At 41.9% G+C, this 16771-nt stretch carries 16 protein-coding genes and 1 riboswitch; of the genes, 14 read left to right on the forward strand and 2 right to left on the reverse strand.

Annotated elements, in window-relative coordinates; genetic code table 11:
• Positions 1-24: 24 nt before the first annotated feature.
• Positions 25-121, reverse strand: a riboswitch (TPP riboswitch).
• Between the two features lie 190 nt (positions 122-311).
• The 10 genes from KFB94_05785 (at position 312) to KFB94_05830 (ending at position 10142) form a co-directional block, all read left to right on the forward strand.
• The gene (locus tag KFB94_05785) at positions 312-758 is read left to right on the forward strand and encodes a DUF2147 domain-containing protein (protein QVL44824.1); all 447 of its coding nucleotides are present in this window, start codon (positions 312-314) and stop codon (positions 756-758) included.
• Positions 748-1221 (forward strand): DUF2269 family protein, encoded by a 474-nt coding sequence (locus KFB94_05790; GenBank protein ID QVL44825.1) that lies wholly within the window; start codon positions 748-750, stop codon positions 1219-1221. The genes KFB94_05785 and KFB94_05790 overlap by 11 nt, the downstream gene beginning before the upstream one ends.
• Before the next feature lie 15 nt (positions 1222-1236).
• Positions 1237-2016 carry an SDR family oxidoreductase gene (locus KFB94_05795; GenBank protein QVL44826.1) on the forward strand — a complete coding sequence of 260 codons (780 nt, stop codon included), beginning with the start codon at positions 1237-1239 and terminating at the stop codon, positions 2014-2016.
• 18 nt (positions 2017-2034) lie between these two features.
• A complete protein-coding gene (locus tag KFB94_05800; GenBank protein QVL44827.1) occupies positions 2035-2661 on the forward strand; it encodes a TetR/AcrR family transcriptional regulator in 627 nt (208 codons plus the stop codon).
• Positions 2662-2664: 3 nt separating this feature from the next.
• Entirely contained in the window at positions 2665-3750 is a 1086-nt protein-coding gene (locus KFB94_05805) for an efflux RND transporter periplasmic adaptor subunit (GenBank protein QVL44828.1), read from the forward strand.
• A gap of 29 nt (positions 3751-3779) precedes the next feature.
• A complete protein-coding gene (locus KFB94_05810; protein ID QVL44829.1) occupies positions 3780-6962 on the forward strand; it encodes an efflux RND transporter permease subunit in 3183 nt (1060 codons plus the stop codon).
• Positions 6963-7035: 73 nt separating this feature from the next.
• The gene (locus KFB94_05815) at positions 7036-7710 is read left to right on the forward strand and encodes a protein-L-isoaspartate O-methyltransferase (protein ID QVL44830.1); all 675 of its coding nucleotides are present in this window, start codon (positions 7036-7038) and stop codon (positions 7708-7710) included.
• A gap of 64 nt (positions 7711-7774) precedes the next feature.
• Entirely contained in the window at positions 7775-9136 is a 1362-nt protein-coding gene (locus KFB94_05820; GenBank protein ID QVL44831.1) for a TolC family outer membrane protein, read from the forward strand.
• The gene (locus KFB94_05825) at positions 9129-9680 is read left to right on the forward strand and encodes a hydrolase (GenBank protein ID QVL44832.1); all 552 of its coding nucleotides are present in this window, start codon (positions 9129-9131) and stop codon (positions 9678-9680) included. Before KFB94_05820 ends, KFB94_05825 begins: the two co-directional genes overlap by 8 nt.
• Positions 9681-9929: 249 nt before the next feature.
• The gene (locus tag KFB94_05830; protein QVL44833.1) at positions 9930-10142 is read left to right on the forward strand and encodes a hypothetical protein; all 213 of its coding nucleotides are present in this window, start codon (positions 9930-9932) and stop codon (positions 10140-10142) included.
• Between the two features lie 12 nt (positions 10143-10154).
• On the opposite strand, the gene waaA is transcribed toward KFB94_05830, so the two are convergent.
• Entirely contained in the window at positions 10155-11411 is a 1257-nt protein-coding gene (gene waaA / locus KFB94_05835; protein ID QVL44834.1) for a lipid IV(A) 3-deoxy-D-manno-octulosonic acid transferase, read from the reverse strand.
• A 388-nt stretch (positions 11412-11799) separates the two neighbouring features.
• On the opposite strand from waaA, the gene KFB94_05840 reads away from it, so the two are divergent.
• From KFB94_05840 to KFB94_05850, 3 genes are all read left to right on the forward strand, one after another.
• Positions 11800-13977, forward strand: coding sequence for an adenosylcobalamin-dependent ribonucleoside-diphosphate reductase (locus KFB94_05840; GenBank protein ID QVL44835.1), 2178 nt, complete (start codon positions 11800-11802; stop codon positions 13975-13977).
• A 271-nt stretch (positions 13978-14248) separates the two neighbouring features.
• Complete coding sequence (locus tag KFB94_05845) at positions 14249-14944, forward strand: NrdJb (GenBank protein QVL44836.1); 696 nt, start codon at positions 14249-14251, stop codon at positions 14942-14944.
• 61 nt (positions 14945-15005) lie between these two features.
• Positions 15006-15833, forward strand: a complete 828-nt coding sequence (locus KFB94_05850) for a hypothetical protein (protein QVL44837.1) — start codon at positions 15006-15008, stop codon at positions 15831-15833.
• Here KFB94_05850 and KFB94_05855 read toward each other — a convergent pair.
• On the reverse strand, positions 15790-16260 hold the full coding sequence (locus tag KFB94_05855; GenBank protein ID QVL44838.1) for a DUF488 domain-containing protein: 471 nt from the start codon (positions 16258-16260) through the stop codon (positions 15790-15792). The genes KFB94_05850 and KFB94_05855 overlap by 44 nt on opposite strands.
• A gap of 180 nt (positions 16261-16440) precedes the next feature.
• Between KFB94_05855 and KFB94_05860 the strand changes: the two genes are divergently transcribed.
• Positions 16441-16665 (forward strand): SlyX family protein, encoded by a 225-nt coding sequence (locus KFB94_05860; protein ID QVL44839.1) that lies wholly within the window; start codon positions 16441-16443, stop codon positions 16663-16665.
• Positions 16666-16771: the final 106 nt, after the last annotated feature.

Below are 16771 nucleotides of genomic sequence, written 5' to 3' on the forward strand. Positions count from 1 at the left end.
AAGCTCCAAAAAAATAACGTAAGGAGCTCAAGAAAGACGCTTCCCTACGGCGGTATAAACCGCATCAGGTTCAAAGGGTATATCTCACTGTGCTTTAAAACACAGACCCCTAGCAATGATTTAAATTTACGCGAAAACAGTTAAAAAAGCAATGTGAAATCCCTGCTTACTCTTTTTGCTGGTGATGAATGAGGTGTCTTGTTGGCAGAGAGTCAAACAAAAAAGTGCTTGACACGATTAATTAACACCGTTAATTTAACACTGTTAACTAAATTAATGACATTCCATTTTTTATTTTATTGGCGTTTATTATGCAAAAAAGTCATCCAATTATATTGCTCGGTCTTGGCCTGTTATTTTCGTGTCATGTATTTGCTCATGATTTGACAGGCCTTTGGAAAGCCCATAACGATGAAGGTCAGCCAACTGGTTATATTCATATCACAGCTGAACAGGGTGTTTATAAAGGTGTGATAGAAAAAGTGTTGCAGACAGATCAAGAAGAAAAGTTTTGTACAGCTTGCAAGGGTGAAAGAAAAGACAAAAGATTAATTGGCATGACGGTATTAAAAGAGGTGGTTAAAAAGGGTGAGGGCAGTTATGAGGGGGCGGAAATTCTAGATCCGTTCTCAGGGAATACCTATCGGGTGATATTAAAGTTAAAAGAGGCAGGCCAAATATTGGATGTTCGGGCTTATGTAGGGATTCGTTTATTGGGTAAAACACAAACATGGAGAAGGGTGCAAAATGGACAATAGTTACTTATGGTTAAAGGTGCTACATATTGTGGGGGTGGTGCTATTTTTGGGTAATATTATTATTATCACAGGCTGGTGGAAGAATATGGCTGATCGCACTAAAAATGCTCAGGTGATTGCATTTGCACAGCGCCAAGTGACTGTCACAGATTGGTTATTTAACGCAGGTGGTTCGGTGATTTTAACCATTGCAGGGGCATTCAATGTCCATACAAGTTGGTCTTATTCGATGAAATGGTTACAAATGGGGATTGGGCTATTTGCCATTTCAGCCATTATATGGGCGTTTATCTTGATTCCAACCCAAATCAAACAAGCCAAAATGGCGCAACTATTTGCAGAAACGGGTGTAATAAGCGATGTGTATTGGCAACTTTGTCGCCGCTGGAATATATGGGGCGGTCTAGCTGTGGTGGTTCCATTGGGTGCGGTCTATTTTATGACGTTTAAAACCATGGCATAACATAAGGAATATCAGATGAACTATACTATTATTACTGGCGCATCGAGTGGTATTGGTTATGCACTGGCGAAGATAATGGCGGCCAAAGCGCATCACTTAATCTTGGTGGCAAGAAGTGAAGATGCCTTAATTGACTTAAAAAACACTTTGGTGGCCGACTATGCAATACAAGTAGAAGTGCTGGCAATGGATTTATCAAATGCCGATAGTGCCAATACACTTTATCAAGCTTGCAAGGCCAATGATTGGGCAATTGAATGTTTGGTTAATAATGCAGGTTATGGCGATTACGGTTGTTTTGATTCTGATAAAGCACCGTTGTATAACAACATGTTGCAATTAAATGTGTTAACACTCACCGCATTAACAGCATTGTTTGTGAAAGATATGAAGGCGTTAGGCAAGGGCCGTGTTTTGAATGTAGGGTCAATTGCATCGTTTTTACCTATTCCAAATTTTGCAGTATATGCGGCAAGTAAGGCTTATGTCAGGCATTTTTCTGAAGCATTGCATGATGAATTAAAAGGGAGTTGTGTTAGCGTGACATTGCTCAGCCCAGGGGTGACAGCAACAGGATTTGTCAAACGTGCCAATATGGATAAGGCCGCTAATGCGCAAGGCAAATTAATGCAGGCAGACAAAGTTGCATTAGCAGCTTATAAAGCCATGATGGCAGGTAAATTGCGTGTGACACCTGGGTGGTTGAACCAATGGATGGAATATGGGTGTGCGATGATGCCATCACGCAAGCTGTTGATGAAAATGGCCGGTTTTATAATGCGAGAAACTAGTTAAAGGATAATCTGGACATTAATGCCACCTAAAGTGAAAACAGAAAAAGAAAAACAGCAAATGCGAGCAAACATTATGGATGCGGCGCGTGAGTTGTTTGTGAATAAAGGGGTGGAGGCAGTTAGTATGCGTGAAATAGCAAAGCTGATTGGTTACTCTGCTACCGCTATTTATTTGCATTTTAATGACAAAGAATCTTTATTAAGAGCGATTTGTGAGGCGGATTTTTTGTCCTTAGCTGATGCTTTACATGATATTTCAACCATTCCCGATTCATTGGATCGTATGGTTGCGCTTGGGCAGGGCTATGCAAAATTTGCTTTAACGTATCCAAATCATTATCAGTTGATGTTTATGACAAGGCATGCGTCTGATCAACCAAAAGGTCTTGAAAATGTGCAAAATAATGCCGAGAAAAACGGCTATTTACAACTTAAAACGGTAGTAGCAGCCGCCCATGCAGATGGACGTTTTAGACAAGAGTTAACGGATATTAATTTAATTGCACAAACTATATGGGCGGCGATGCACGGGGTATGCGCTTTGCAAATCACAATGTCGCAAGATGATTGGTTTGGTTGGTGTGATATTTCAGAGCGGCTTGCTTTGATGCAAGATGTGATATTGCGTGGTTTGGTGAAAGAGTAAACGATGAAAACGAATAGCATTCTTATGGCGTTAATGACCATGTTATGGTTGCAGGCATGTGAAAAACCAGTAGAGCCAGAATCACCACCACGTCCTGCATTGGTGATGGTTGTTGGTGATGACGCTAATGTCGATCGAGCTGATATGGTGTTGGTTGGTGAAATAAAACCACGTTATGAGTCGAATCAAAGTTTTCGTGTAGAGGGAAAAATTGTAGCAAGGCGAGTGGACGTGGGCGATGTAGTAAAAAAAGGACAGCTACTTGCCAGTATTGATGCAACCGATATTCAATTAAGCGCGCAAGTGGCCAATGCCGATGTGTTGGCAGCACAAGCGCGCTATACATTAGCCAAGGCTGAGGTTGAGCGTAAGCGAAAATTAGTTGAGCAAGCGTTTATTTCGCAATCGGCACTTGATGCAGATGAGGCGCAACTTAAAACAACATTAGCGGTGATGCAACAAGCCATCGCGCAAGCCGCCGTTGCCAATAATCAATCGCAGTACACCATGTTGAGAGCTGATCGAGATGGGGTGATTACCATGATTAATGCAGAGCCTGGGCAAGTGGTTAAGGTGGGTGAAAGCGTGGTGCAGGTTGTTGATTTGAAGCAAGTGGATGCGTTGGTGGCCGTGCCTGAGTCGCGTATCGATAATATTCAAATTGGCGATAGGGTGACCATTCAGTTATGGGCCAATCAAACAAAACAATATAAGGGTAAAGTGCGTGAAATAACACCAACTGCAAATGAGGCAACACGGGCTTTTGATATGCGTGTGGAAATCATCGATGCCGACGAGCAGATGAAATTTGGCATGACGGCTGGTGTTATTGTTGACCGCCATGCGCCGCATCAACTGATTGTGCCAACTAGTGCGGTAACGCAACAGGATGGAAAAACCATAGTATGGGTGATAGATGCGCAGCAACTTGCCCAAAGACGCCAAGTTGAAGTTGGCCCGTTTACCGAAAATGGTGTTGAAGTCTTGTCAGGGTTATCCGTGGGTGAGATGGTTGCAATCGCTGGCGTACATACTTTAGTGCAAGGTCAACAAGTAAAACCAAAAATCCAACAAAATGAGCACAAATAGTGAGTCTTGAATCTAACAAAGGCAATGAAATGCGCAGCGGATTTAACTTATCCGATTGGGCATTAAAACACCAAACATTGGTGCTTTATTTGATGTTGATGCTGTTGCTCTCTGGCGTATTTGCATTTAGCACATTGGGGCAATCAGAAGATCCGCCTTTTTCATTTAAAGTGATGCTCATACGCACGGCATGGCCGGGCGCTAGTGCTGCTGAAGTGGCGCAGCAAGTAACAGATAAAATTGAAGAAAAACTGCAGGAAATACCGAGTATTGATTATTTAAGTAGTTTTTCCCGACATGGCGAGTCGGTTGTTTTTGTTGTGATTAAAGACCATACGCTATCGGCAGATATTCCTGATATTTGGTACCAGGTTCGCAAAAAAATAGGTGATATTCGCCATACGCTGCCCAACAATATTCAGAGCTTAACGTTTAATGATGAGTTTAGTGATGTATATGGCACCATGTATGCGCTAACGGGAGATGGTTTTGACAATTTTGCATTAAAGCAACAGGCCGATATTATTCGTAACGCATTGCTGAAAACGCCCGATGTAGAGAAAGTTGATTTTTTTGGAGAGCAAGAGCAACGGATTTATATTGAATTTTCCAATGCTAAACTTTCTACCTTGGGTTTAAATAGCAGCGAATTAGTGAATATTTTGCAATCACAAAATACCGTTGTACCAAGTGGAACGTATGACTCGCCACATGAACGAATTAGAATTGAGGTGTCGGGGCGCTATCAAACAATAGAGGATTTACGTCAAACAAAATTTCGGGTTGGTCGCCAAGATTTTAAATTAAGTGATGTAGCCAATGTATATCGTGGTTTTGAAGATCCGCCCCAAGATACAACGCGCTATAACGGTCAATCAGCCTTATTGATTGGTGTGAGCATGGTGGAAGGTGGTGATGTCATTGCGCTAGGTAAGGCACTGAGCCACAAAATAGAGCAAATTAAGCATCAGCTGCCTATTGGGGTAAGCATCCATACAGTCACCTCGCAATCGACTATTGTTGCATCCTCTGTCAATGATTTTGTTGGTTCATTAATTGAAGCCTTGGTCATTGTATTGGGCGTTAGTTTACTGTCATTGGGGGTAAGAACGGGCATTGTTGTTGCCATTTCTATTCCTATTGTGTTGTCCGCAACTTTTTTAGTGATGTCATTTTATGGCATTGGCTTACACAAGATTTCATTAGGGGCATTAATTCTTGCGCTTGGCTTGTTGGTTGATGATGCCATTATTGCAGTAGAAATGATGTCATCAAAAATGGAGCAAGGTTGGGATAGAGTCAAGGCGGCATCATTCGCTTTTCATTCCACCGCCATCCCCATGTTAACGGGTACGATGGTTACAGTGGCGGGCTTTCTACCCATTGCTACGGCGGCCTCTTCTACGGGTGAATATACACGGTCAATTTTCCAAGTATCGGCCATTGCCTTGTCACTATCATGGGTGGCTGCCGTTATTTTTGTGCCTTATTTGGGTTATCACCTACTGCCAGATTACCATGCCGCACCAACATCCTCTAGATTGATGCGTTGGATTACCAACAAATTAACGTGGGTTAAATGGCGTAATAAACGGGCTGATAAAGACCAATCTAATCACCACGATATTTATAACACACCGTTTTACCGGCTATTTCGTCAACTGGTCATCGCCTGTATACGCTATCAAAAAACAGTGATTGTGATTACTGTCATGGCTTTTATATTGGCCGTAATAGGATTTGGTAACGTGCAGCAACAGTTTTTTCCAGACTCCACACGGCTTGAGATTGTAGTTGATTTGCGTCTAACAGAAGGCGCCTCTTATCAAGCAACCAACACAGAAGTGAAAAAACTGGAGCAATGGCTGGCGCGTTGGAATCAGCAACACCAGGGTATTGTTAACTACGTGTCTTACGTTGGCTCAGGCGCACCGCGTTATTATTTACCGCTGGATGTGCAATTGCCGCATAGGGGATTTGCACAGTTAGTGATTTTAAGCAAAGATTTAGAAACGCGTGAGTTGCTTCGTCATGATTTATTGGCCTTATTTGAACAAGACTTTCCCAGTTTACGTGCTTCGGTGATACGTTTAGAAAATGGACCGCCAGTTGGTTTCCCTGTTCAGTTTAGAATAGATGGCACTGATATTCCTACAATACGAGAAATTGCCCATCAAGTTGCCGATATCATGCGTCAACACCCCCATTTCATTAATGTGCAATTGAGTTGGGAAGAGCCAAGCAAGGTGATTAAAGTGAGTGTCGACCAAGTAAAAGCACGCTTATTAAATATCAGCTCAGTTGATATTGCTCATACAATTAATAGTGCTATACATGAGTTATATGTAACCGAATTCAGGGAAGACAATGAGCGCATTGATTTGGTTGCTAGGGGCACGCGACTAGAGCGTACGCAGTTATCCCAATTACAAAACTTAGTCATTATCTCCCCATCAGGCAATAACGTGTCGCTATCGCAAGTTGCTACCATCACATCCACCTTTGAAGAAGGTGTTATTTGGCGACGTAATCGAACACCATCAATCACTGTTCGTGCGCACTTAAGTGGCAACATTCAAGCGCCAGTGGTATCCAATCAAATAGAAGAAAAACTACAAACAATTAAAGCAAGCTTACCATTAGGGGTTACCATCGAAACAGGTGGTGCGATAGAAGCATCCAGCAAAGGTGGGGCTTCTGTTGCCAAAGGCGCACCACTATTTTTGGTTGTTGTGCTGACCTTGTTAATCATCCAATTACAAAGTTTTTCGCGCGTATTTTTGGTATTATTAACCGCGCCATTAGGGTTAATTGGTGTCACCATTGCCTTGCTGTTATTTAATCAACCATTTGGCTTTGTTGCGATGCTAGGCACGATTGCTTTGTCTGGCATGATTATGCGCAACTCCGTTATTTTAATTGATCAAATTGAGCAGGATAAATTGTCTGGCTTAGCCGATTGGCAAGCCATAGTGGAATCAACGATTCGGCGCTTTAGGCCGATTGCGTTGACAGCGGGAACAGCCATTTTAGCCATGATTCCATTAACACGCAGCGTGTTTTTTGGACCAATGGCAGTTGCTATTATGGGTGGGCTGGCAATAGCAACTCTATTAACAGTATTATTTTTGCCAGCATTGTATGCCGCATGGTTTAATGTGCGCCTACCAAAAGCAACAGATTCTGTTTTTGTGGAACAAATTGCAGAATAATAGTCGTGATAAGCAATACTGTTTTACACTAGCGGGTATACAAAACGGATATAGGAATATTGAGGTGTAATCGATGACAATACTACAAAAAAATCTTGGTAACGAGCAAGCGCGTTTTAATATGATAGAGCAGCAAATTCGCACATGGGAAGTATTAGATCCCAATGTGTTGCAGTTGTTGCACAAAGTGCCACGCGAGCATTTTGTACCAGAGGCATATCAAGGTCTGGCTTTTGCAGATATTGAAATACCACTCATGAATGGACAGTTTATGCTTTCGCCTAAGTTAGAGGCGAGGATTTTACAGTCGCTAGCGATTAAAGCCACCGATAAAGTACTACATGTTGGCACGGGTAGTGGTTATTTTACTGCCCTGCTGGCCAATATGGCTGCACATGTCTATTCAATAGAAATTGATGCTGAGTTAAGTGCAACCGCTGCTTATAAACTGGCAGATGAGGATATTCGTAATGTGACAATTGAACTAGGCAACGGCATAGAGGGACTAAAGAACAAAGGACCTTATGATGTGGTTGTATTAACAGGTTCGTCGCCGGTTGAGCCATTGCAGTTGCGAGAACAACTCAATGTAGGCGGCACATTGTTTATGGTATTAGGGTCTGCGCCCGTCATGGAGGCAACCTTAATCACGCGTGTTTCTGACAATGGATTTAATAAACAAGTCATTTTTGAAACTTGTGTGCCACCCTTAGCACATGCGCCCCAAGCAGCGACGTTTGCATTTTAAGCATTGATTGTTGAGATTTGATTGTGAGTGTTAAAGCGATATGCGCTATTTAATAGTTTTTTTAATGCTGGTAGCAAGTATGCATCCAGCTTTTGTGTTGGCAGAAGGAGAGCGAACGAGCACAAAGCCGCAAACCTTGCTGGATATCTACCATCAAGCTTTAGCAAATGACCCTACGCTAGCTTCTGCATTGAGCGCCAACAAAGCGGCTCAAGAAATCATAGAGCAAGGTAAAGCGCTCTATCGACCCATGATTAATTTCACTACTGCAGCCAGCAACTCTCGTACAGACATCCGTTTCTTAAACAGAAATATTCCTGGCGGTAGAGCCGATTTTGATACTTATCGCGCTGGCTTTGAGGCGCGTCAGCCTATCTACAGAAAACAAAACTTGGTGCAAATGGATCAAGCCAAAACACAGGTTAGCCAAGCAGATAAGCAATATAATCTGAGCCAACAGGCACTTATTTTGCGGGCAACAGAAGCGTACTTTCAAGTATTAATTGCGCAAGATCAAATTACATTAATCCAAGCACAAAAAGCGGCAATTTTGAGCCAATTGGCACAGGCAAAAGCAAGTTTTGAAATTGGTACCTCAACCATCACCGATGTTAACGAAGCCCAAGCACGTTACGATTTAACGGTGGCGCAAGAAGTGGCGGCGATTAACGAGCATGAAATTGCTAAACGTGCAGTGCAAGCGATTACTGGTGATGTTCCACAAAGTTTGGCTAGAATTAAGACAGATATTAATGTGGTGCCACTACAGCAAAGCATGGATGATTGGCAAGAAATAGCGCGCGAGAATAATTTAAATATTCAAATTCAGCAAGAAACGCTGGTGCTAGCAGAGCAAGAAATAGCACGCGCAAATGCAGGTCATTTGCCCACTTTAGATTTGGTTGCTAGTTATACCGATAGTTTAATTAATGGCAGCCCTACTCCATTTAACGCAGGTAACCAGTTAAAGATTGCTACGATAGGCTTGCAGCTTGATATTCCACTATACCAAGGCGGCGTCATCAGTTCGCAAGCGCGTCAAGCGGTTTATAACAAGCAAAGAGCGCAAGATGATTTGGATTTGGCCAAACGTCAAACAGATTTGGAAACACAACGTGCATTTTTAAATTTAAACACCAGTATTGCCCAAGTCAAAGCATTCGAACAAGCCTTAATCAGCAGCCAAAGCCAATTAGATTCAACCAATTTAGGTTATGAAGTTGGTGTGCGAAACAGTGTAGACGTGTTGAATGCACAGCAACAGATATTTGCTGCTAAACGTGATTTGCTCCAAGCACGCTATAACTATTTGGTGAATATCGTTCGATTGAAAGCATCTGCTGGCTTGGTGGCAGAAGCAGATTTGATTGAGATTAATCAGCAGTTAATCGCATTAAATACTGATAGGAAAGTGGACAATGACTAATATTGCAATCGCTGGTCAAAGTCAGCTTGTATTGATTGATGTGCAAGTAAAGTTATGTGATGCGATGTTGGCGACAGACATGCAAGCGGTGTCTGACAATTGTGGTCGATTAATACAAGCAGCAAACTTGTTGGCTGTGCCAGTGGTGGTAACAGAACAATATCCGCAAGGATTAGGGGCAACTATTCCTGAAATAGCGCAATATTTTGGTAACACCAAGCCGATTGCTAAAACCAACTTCTCTGCTTATGCTGATTCAGCATTTAAAGCTAAGCTACAACGCGACAAATCGCAAATCATACTGGCTGGAATGGAAGCACACATTTGTGTGCTACAAACCGCATGCGATTTAATGGCACAAGGCAAACAAGTGATGGTGGTAGAAGATGCGATTATTTCACGTAACGCAGCCAATAGAAGTAATGCGATAGCGCGTATGGCCAATGCAGGCGCTGTGATCACTAATACCGAGTCTGTGCTTTATGAGTGGTTAGGTGACGCCAAGCACGCGTCATTTAAGGCGATTGCTAAACTAATCAAATAGCCGCACAGTGATTCATTCAAAGTGGCAGTATGTTCTGTTCATGCGTTTGATTGACTACGGTGCGCGTGCTATCCACTTAGCAATAGACCGCTGATCAAGAAGCTGAGTTGGCACCAGTCGATTTGGCGTTGGCTAGGCAGAGAATGCTATTATCAATCAAATAACGATTAGCCAAGTAATCGCTGGTATCACTGGCGTGTTGAAGCGTTTCCTATTTCTAGACGTGAGATAGAAACCAATAGCGCCAATATGCCTTTAATACCCGCCTTGCCAGCCATTGCGCAAAGCATTCAGTCGGTAAAGGCAGGGCAAAGGGTCAATTTTTCTGCTTGTTTAGTCGAAGTCACCCAGCCAAAGAGCAACTGGCGCTGGAAAAGCCCATTGACCAGAAGTGACACTGGAGCAGGTGCTTGTGAGGTGAAATTGGTTAAATCGTTTAGCCTGCAAACATCATCAACTTGATGCTTCAATAGATCAATCTTTAACTGATAAATAAGGCGCAATCATAATCAACATTTTTTGTGTTGCCCCGGTGGCAGATTGGCTGTAAGCAATGGCTGCTTTGCCCATCTCTTCACCTTGTTTACGATGTTGTAAAAACGTTTGTATCTGTTTACGTAAGTCATTCACATCATGCACGCGAATAGCCGCACCAAACTCAATGGCGTCATTCGTGGCTTCGGCAAAATTAAAGGTATGTGGTCCGATTAAAATAGGCTTACCCATCACTGCTGCTTCAATTAAATTTTGCCCACCAAAATCGCGCAAACTACCACCGATAAACGTAAAATCGCAGGCGGCGTAGTAATAATACAACTCACCCATGCTGTCGCCCAACACCACTTGGGTTGCTGTGGAGATAGGCTCAGTTAGCATATGACGGCGCACAAATGCTAGTTTGCGTTGTTTAAGTAAATGAGCCACTTCATCAAATCGCTGTGGATGGCGCGGCACGATGACCGTTAATAATGCCAAATCTTGAACCGCATCTAAAATCAGTGCTTCTTCACCTTCGCGGGTGCTCGCCGCCAAAAAGATAGGTCTCTCATCACCCAATAGCTGACGTAATTGGCCGCCCTTTTCTTTACTATCAGTAGGTGGTTTTACATCAAATTTTAGATTGCCAGTTACGTTGATATTAGTTGCGCCTAGTGCCGCTAATCGTTTTGCATCATTTAATGTTTGTGCCCCAATCGCCTGTAAGCTACTTAAGCCATGACGCGCTAGAGTGCCCAACTTGGCGTAGCCAGTTGCTGATCGTTCTGACAACCTTGCATTCATCAATAACAAAGGAACATTACTCTTTTTGCAGGCGGCAATTAGGTTAAACCAAAGCTCAGTTTCCATTAACAAACCAATGTGCGGCTTAAAGTGCTGTAAAAAGCGTCGCACTGCAAATGGCACATCGTAAGGCAAATAAACACGTAACACATCATCTGCCAACAAATGCGCGCTAGTCGCACGACCTGTTGGCGTTGTGTGGGATAACAGTATTTGATAGGTCGGATATGCTTGTCTAAGTGCTTTGATTAACGGCATTGCCGCGTTGGTTTCACCAACCGAAACACAATGTAACCAAATAATAGGCTTGTCTGGCATTACATGATAAAAACCAAATCGCTCCAGCCAATGCTGTCGATAAGCTGGCTGTTTAATGCCGCGCCACCATAATTTAAACGGTACCAATGGTAAAACGAAGTAAAGTAAACATGTATATAAAAATCTTGGCATCACTTATTTTCTCATAAAACATTCACGACCAACCCCCGACATTACAATCTTGATGATGAATGACGGATGCAAAGTGTAGTATTGTTGTCTATTCCTCTATTTTTTATATTGCATATCAATGTTGGTGGTCGCTTACATTAGCTGTGTTCTAGTCGGAGCTTAGCTTTGCTTTCTATGCCCAAAAATGGTGCAAAATGTCGTTGTAAAAAAGGGTTGCAAAACACATGATAAAGGCATAAATTATCACCGATGACACAATATGTTGTGTTGAAGAGCCGCTTTTTGCTGATGTAAATAACGATTATTTATATAAATCAAAAAGTTAGATTACAGTAAGACGAAAGTGCTGTAAAAATACAGTATAAATAGAATAAAAGTGGGAGCAAGTATGCTAAAAGCAGTAGAGCAGTCAAAAAAATCCAGCGCGCAAGACAGTGTCAACGATAGTAAAGACATTCCAATCCAATCCGTTTCTTTGGATATCTGGGATAAAAAATATTGCCTTAAAACCAAAAATGGTGAGCCAGTTGATAAAAACATGGATGATTCTTACTCGCGAGTGGCACGTGCCTTGGCGGATGTAGAAACCACTGAAGAAAAACAACAACATTGGCATGAAAAGTTTTTATGGGCGTTGCGCCATGGCGCTATTCCTGCTGGTCGTATTACCTCAAACGCGGGTGCGCTAGAGCACAAGCCAGCCACTTCTACCATTAACTGTACCGTTTCTGGCGTGGTAGAAGACAGCATGGATAATATTTTAGATAAAGTACACGAGGCTGGTTTAACGCTTAAAGCAGGTTGCGGCATCGGCTACGAATTCTCTACGCTAAGACCAAAAGGCGCATTTGTTGCAGGCGCTGGCGCACATACCAGCGGCCCTTTATCTTTTATGGATATCTACGACAAAATGTGTTTCACCGTGTCATCTGCGGGTGGTCGTCGAGGTGCGCAAATGGCAACGTTTGATATTAGCCATCCAGATGTTACCGATTTTATTAAAGCCAAACGTGAAGATGGTCGTTTGCGTCAATTCAACCTTTCATGTCTCATTACCAAAGAGTTTATGGAAGCGGTTAAAGCTGATGCTGAATGGAAGCTGGCTTTTCCAGTGACAGAAAAAGAGGCCATTGTTGATGGTTTAGACACCAATAATGCGGAACAAGTGGTATGGCGCGAATGGCCAATTAAAGGCAAATACCTCACCAAAGAAAAAGGCGTTGATGCAGGTAAAGTTGCTTGCCGTGTTTACAAAACCATTAAAGCGCGCAATTTGTGGAATGTGATTATGTCTAGCACATACGATTTTGCAGAGCCTGGTTTTATCTTGATTGATCGCGTCAATGAAATGAACAACAACTGGTTCTGCGAAAACATCCGCGCAACCAATCCGTGTGGCGAGCAACCATTGCCACCTTACGGCGCTTGTTTACTAGGCTCGGTTAATCTAACCAAGTTTGTTAAAAAACCATTCACCGATGAAGCTTATTTTGATTGGGCAGAATATAAAGAAGTGGTTGCTATCTTCACTAGAATGCTGGATAACGTCGTCGAAATTAACGGATTACCACTCGAAAAACAACGTGAAGAAATTGCCCGTAAACGCCGTCATGGCATGGGTTATTTGGGTTTAGGTTCAACCTTAACCATGATGAAGCAAAAATATGGCGATGAAGCCTCACTTAAATTTACAGAAGAAGTGACCCGCGTCATGGCAGAAGTAGGCTGGGAAGTTGGCGTGCAACTAGCAGAAGAAAAAGGCCCAGCGCCTATTATGGATGAGAAATTTGTTGTCACAGCAGACATGCTCGCTAAACGTCCAGAAATGGCGGCAGATGGTATTAAAGTGGGTAACAAAATTGCAGGTAAAGTATTGCTGGGTAAATATAGTCGCTATATGCAGCAGTTCCCAGTTGGCTTGCGTAACCAAATTGCAGACAAAGGCGTGCGCTTTACCCACCATAGTTCAATCGCGCCAACAGGCACCATTTCATTGTCATTAGCCAATAACGCCAGCAACGGCATTGAGCCAAGTTTTGCCCATCACTACAACCGTAACGTAATTCGTGAAGGTAAAAAATCGAAAGAGAAAGTCGATGTGTTCTCATTCGAGCTATTGGCTTACCGCGAATTGATTAATCCAAAAGCCATGCCGTTTGGTCAGTCAGAAGAAGAAAAATTGCCCGATTACTTTATGGACTCCTCTAATATTAAAGCCAAAGCGCATGTGGATATTCAAGCTGCCGCACAAAAATGGATTGATAGCTCCATCTCAAAAACCATTAACGTGCCAACCGATTATGATTTTGAAGATTTCAAAAACATCTATCTATACGCATACGACAAAGGCTTAAAAGGTTGCACCACCTTCCGTTTTAACCCAGAAGCATTCCAAGGCGTGTTGGTGACAGAGAAAGATTTAGAAAACACCACTTATAAATTTACGCTAGATGACGGCACTGAAATTGAAGCCAAGGGTAATGAAGAGATTGAGTATGATGGGGAGATTCATAGTGCAGCCAACTTGTACGATGCTCTAAAAGAGGGATACTACGGCAAATTTTAAGCTGCTACGCTCGGGATTGCGTTGTTGAAAATTGGTTTTAAATCCTCATGTACTCAAATGTACATTCCGGTTCAAAACCAATTTTCGCCTAGCACTCCCATCGCTCGCGACGCTTAAAAACTAAAGCGTCATTCCGACGAAGGTCGGAATCCAGTGACTTAAAGTATTAAAAGAGTGTAAAAACAAAGACGCTAGATTCCATGTCAAGCATGGAATGACGACAATTAACGAAGGAACGGGAAAGCCAAAAAGACCCCATAGGAGAGAAAAAATGGCAATTAAAATTGATAAAAAAATCACTGGTTACAACCTAGTCACGCCAGAAAGCAAAGCTGAAAAAGCCAAAGCTGATGAGGCGGCAAAAAGTAATGTAGTGCAAATGGGCGAGCCGTTAAGCCGTCCAGATGAATTGGTGGGTAACACCTATAAAATCAAAACACCAGTCACAGAGCATGCGCTATACATCACCATTAACGATATCGTGATGAACGCAGGCACACCACAAGAGCATCGCCGTCCGTTTGAAGTGTTTATCAACTCCAAAAACATGGAGCACTTTCAATGGATCGTGGCGCTAACCCGCGTCATGTCTGCCGTGTTCCGCAAAGGTGGCGATGTCACCTTCTTGGTAGAAGAGCTAAAAAGCGTATTCGAACCAAGTGGCGGTTACTTTAAAAAAGGCGGCAAATTTGTACCTAGCCTAGTCGCAGAAATTGGCGAAGTGGTAGAAAAGCACTTGCAAAATATCGGCATGCTAGAAAAAGCAGGTTTAGACGAACACCAACAAAAATTGGTGGATGAGAAAAAAGCAGAATACCTAGAAAAAGCTGCCGAAAGCGGCGAAGCCATGAACGACGAAGGCTACCCAAAAGGCGCAACCCTCTGTAAAAAATGTAACACCAAAGCCAGCATTATTATGGATGGGTGTTTGACTTGCTTGAATTGTGGTGAAAGTAAGTGCGGTTAGATTAAAAAGGAGCTTCGGCTCCTTTTTTGTAATTTATAACTTTAATAATACGAATAATTAAATGAAATCAAAAGTCCAGAGAGTGCTTATTCTTTGTAAAACTTACCCCTCACCAAGTGCTAAGTATTCTGAAACGTCATGCGTTGCGGGTATGGATGATAGTGGAAATTTAATCAGATTATATCCAGTTCCTTTTAGATTGGTTAGTGATGACAGACAGTTTAAAAAATGGCAATGGATAAATGTAAGGCTTGAAAAAGCGAGTAAAGATCATAGGCCTGAAAGTCACAAATTATATGTTGATACAATAGAGTGTGATGATAAACCACTTTCAACAAAGAATCTTTGGCGAGATAGGCGTGTATATTTAGATAAAATTCAGAAATTTAATAATTTCGATGAACTAGAGGATGCAAGGAACAAGCATGGAACTAGCCTAGCATTATTAAAACCTGAAAAAATTATTTCTTTGGAAATTAAGGCAGTAGATAATCCAGAGTGGTCTGAACAAGAAAAGCAAAAATTGCTATCTCTGCAACAACAAGGAAATTTGTTTGATGATACAGACGAAAAAAGTATTAGGCTTTTAAGAAAGCTTCCATACGACTTTCATTATATTTATGAGTGTAATATAGGTGATGAAAAGCTTAGATATAAACACAAAATTGTTGATTGGGAGGTTGGTGCTTTATTTTGGAATGTTTATGCGCAACATAAAAAAGATTGGGAAATACCATTCCGTAAAATGATTGAGGAAAACCTAGCAAAATCGGACTTAATGTTTCTTATGGGAACAATACACAGATTTCCTAATCAATGGTTGATAGTAAGTTTGATTTACCCACCTATGCAGCAACCCGAACAGGTAGCTCAGCAATCATTGTTTTAGCGGTAATATGACTAACTTTAACCCCATCTAGGTTTTGACAGGCACGCGCAATTAAACTTCTATGACATAAATTGAAGTCGGCCTCAAAGCAAATTAAGCACGCTGATGTCGAGTGTGATATTTTCGAAAGCTCTTTAATTGCTGAAGTTTGGGTTGCCAAATAGGCATTAAACTCTTTAGTGTATTCAGACCAGCTTGAATTTAGTTTATATGCATTTCTAATAGGTTTCGGACAACCTAAGGCTGGCATATGCGCATAGGCAATGCCAGCGGCATGAAGATTAGCAGCAAAAGATTTTTTTGAGAAACCTTTTTTTCTAGATAGCGGTAGTTCTCTTACATCTATAATTGTTTTAACGCCAGTTTCTTTTAGCCTATTAATAAAACTCTCTATCGTCAGACCTTCATAACCAAATGTATACAGCATAATTTCCCCTCAAACTTAAGCGAATGATAATGCATTAAGAATCTTAAGCAAAGTATTGTTACAATTAAGAACTAATTGAGTGAGCCAAATAGGGTGGGTAGGCTGTGCACGCGTTTGGTTAACTTTGAACGATTGTTAAGCGTGGGCAAACAAGTTGCCCACCCTACTTGGGTAAATTAGATGGTACGACCTATGGAAAATAACGAAGAAGCAATTATAGAATTACAAACAAAGCTATCATTTCAAGAGGATTTATTGGAAAGCCTTAACCAAGTCGTTATTGAGCAGCAAGGCCAGATTGCAAAACTACAGCGCACGGTTGAGTCGATGATAGGGCAAATGGATAGCATGCAAAGCGCGATGCAGGAGAATGGACAGCAGCATGAGATACCGCCGCATTATTAACGTTTTCAATTGTTCTAAAACCAAATCAATGGTATCAAAAGGCTTAGCTCAGTATTAAATCAGTATTAAAAAAGTCCACCAATCTCATCTGGCATACCGCATCCGT

The organism is Methylophilaceae bacterium (assembly GCA_018398995.1).
Classification (GTDB): Bacteria; Pseudomonadota; Gammaproteobacteria; order Burkholderiales; family Methylophilaceae.

What these genes read in the sequence shown, in the direction of transcription:
- waaA (QVL44834.1), bottom strand. Translation starts at nt 11,411, where the DNA reads ATGCCAAGATTTTTATATACATGTTTACTTTACTTCGTTTTACCATTG.
- KFB94_05855 (QVL44838.1), bottom strand. Translation starts at nt 16,260, where the DNA reads ATGCTGTATACATTTGGTTATGAAGGTCTGACGATAGAGAGTTTTATT.
- KFB94_05840 (QVL44835.1), top strand. Translation starts at nt 11,800, where the DNA reads ATGCTAAAAGCAGTAGAGCAGTCAAAAAAATCCAGCGCGCAAGACAGT.
- KFB94_05825 (QVL44832.1), top strand. Translation starts at nt 9,129, where the DNA reads ATGACTAATATTGCAATCGCTGGTCAAAGTCAGCTTGTATTGATTGAT.
- KFB94_05820 (QVL44831.1), top strand. Translation starts at nt 7,775, where the DNA reads ATGCTGGTAGCAAGTATGCATCCAGCTTTTGTGTTGGCAGAAGGAGAG.
- KFB94_05810 (QVL44829.1), top strand. Translation starts at nt 3,780, where the DNA reads ATGCGCAGCGGATTTAACTTATCCGATTGGGCATTAAAACACCAAACA.
- KFB94_05790 (QVL44825.1), top strand. Translation starts at nt 748, where the DNA reads ATGGACAATAGTTACTTATGGTTAAAGGTGCTACATATTGTGGGGGTG.
- KFB94_05785 (QVL44824.1), top strand. Translation starts at nt 312, where the DNA reads ATGCAAAAAAGTCATCCAATTATATTGCTCGGTCTTGGCCTGTTATTT.
- KFB94_05850 (QVL44837.1), top strand. Translation starts at nt 15,006, where the DNA reads ATGAAATCAAAAGTCCAGAGAGTGCTTATTCTTTGTAAAACTTACCCC.
- KFB94_05795 (QVL44826.1), top strand. Translation starts at nt 1,237, where the DNA reads ATGAACTATACTATTATTACTGGCGCATCGAGTGGTATTGGTTATGCA.
- KFB94_05845 (QVL44836.1), top strand. Translation starts at nt 14,249, where the DNA reads ATGGCAATTAAAATTGATAAAAAAATCACTGGTTACAACCTAGTCACG.
- KFB94_05800 (QVL44827.1), top strand. Translation starts at nt 2,035, where the DNA reads ATGCCACCTAAAGTGAAAACAGAAAAAGAAAAACAGCAAATGCGAGCA.
- KFB94_05830 (QVL44833.1), top strand. Translation starts at nt 9,930, where the DNA reads ATGCCTTTAATACCCGCCTTGCCAGCCATTGCGCAAAGCATTCAGTCG.
- KFB94_05860 (QVL44839.1), top strand. Translation starts at nt 16,441, where the DNA reads ATGGTACGACCTATGGAAAATAACGAAGAAGCAATTATAGAATTACAA.
- KFB94_05805 (QVL44828.1), top strand. Translation starts at nt 2,665, where the DNA reads ATGAAAACGAATAGCATTCTTATGGCGTTAATGACCATGTTATGGTTG.
- KFB94_05815 (QVL44830.1), top strand. Translation starts at nt 7,036, where the DNA reads ATGACAATACTACAAAAAAATCTTGGTAACGAGCAAGCGCGTTTTAAT.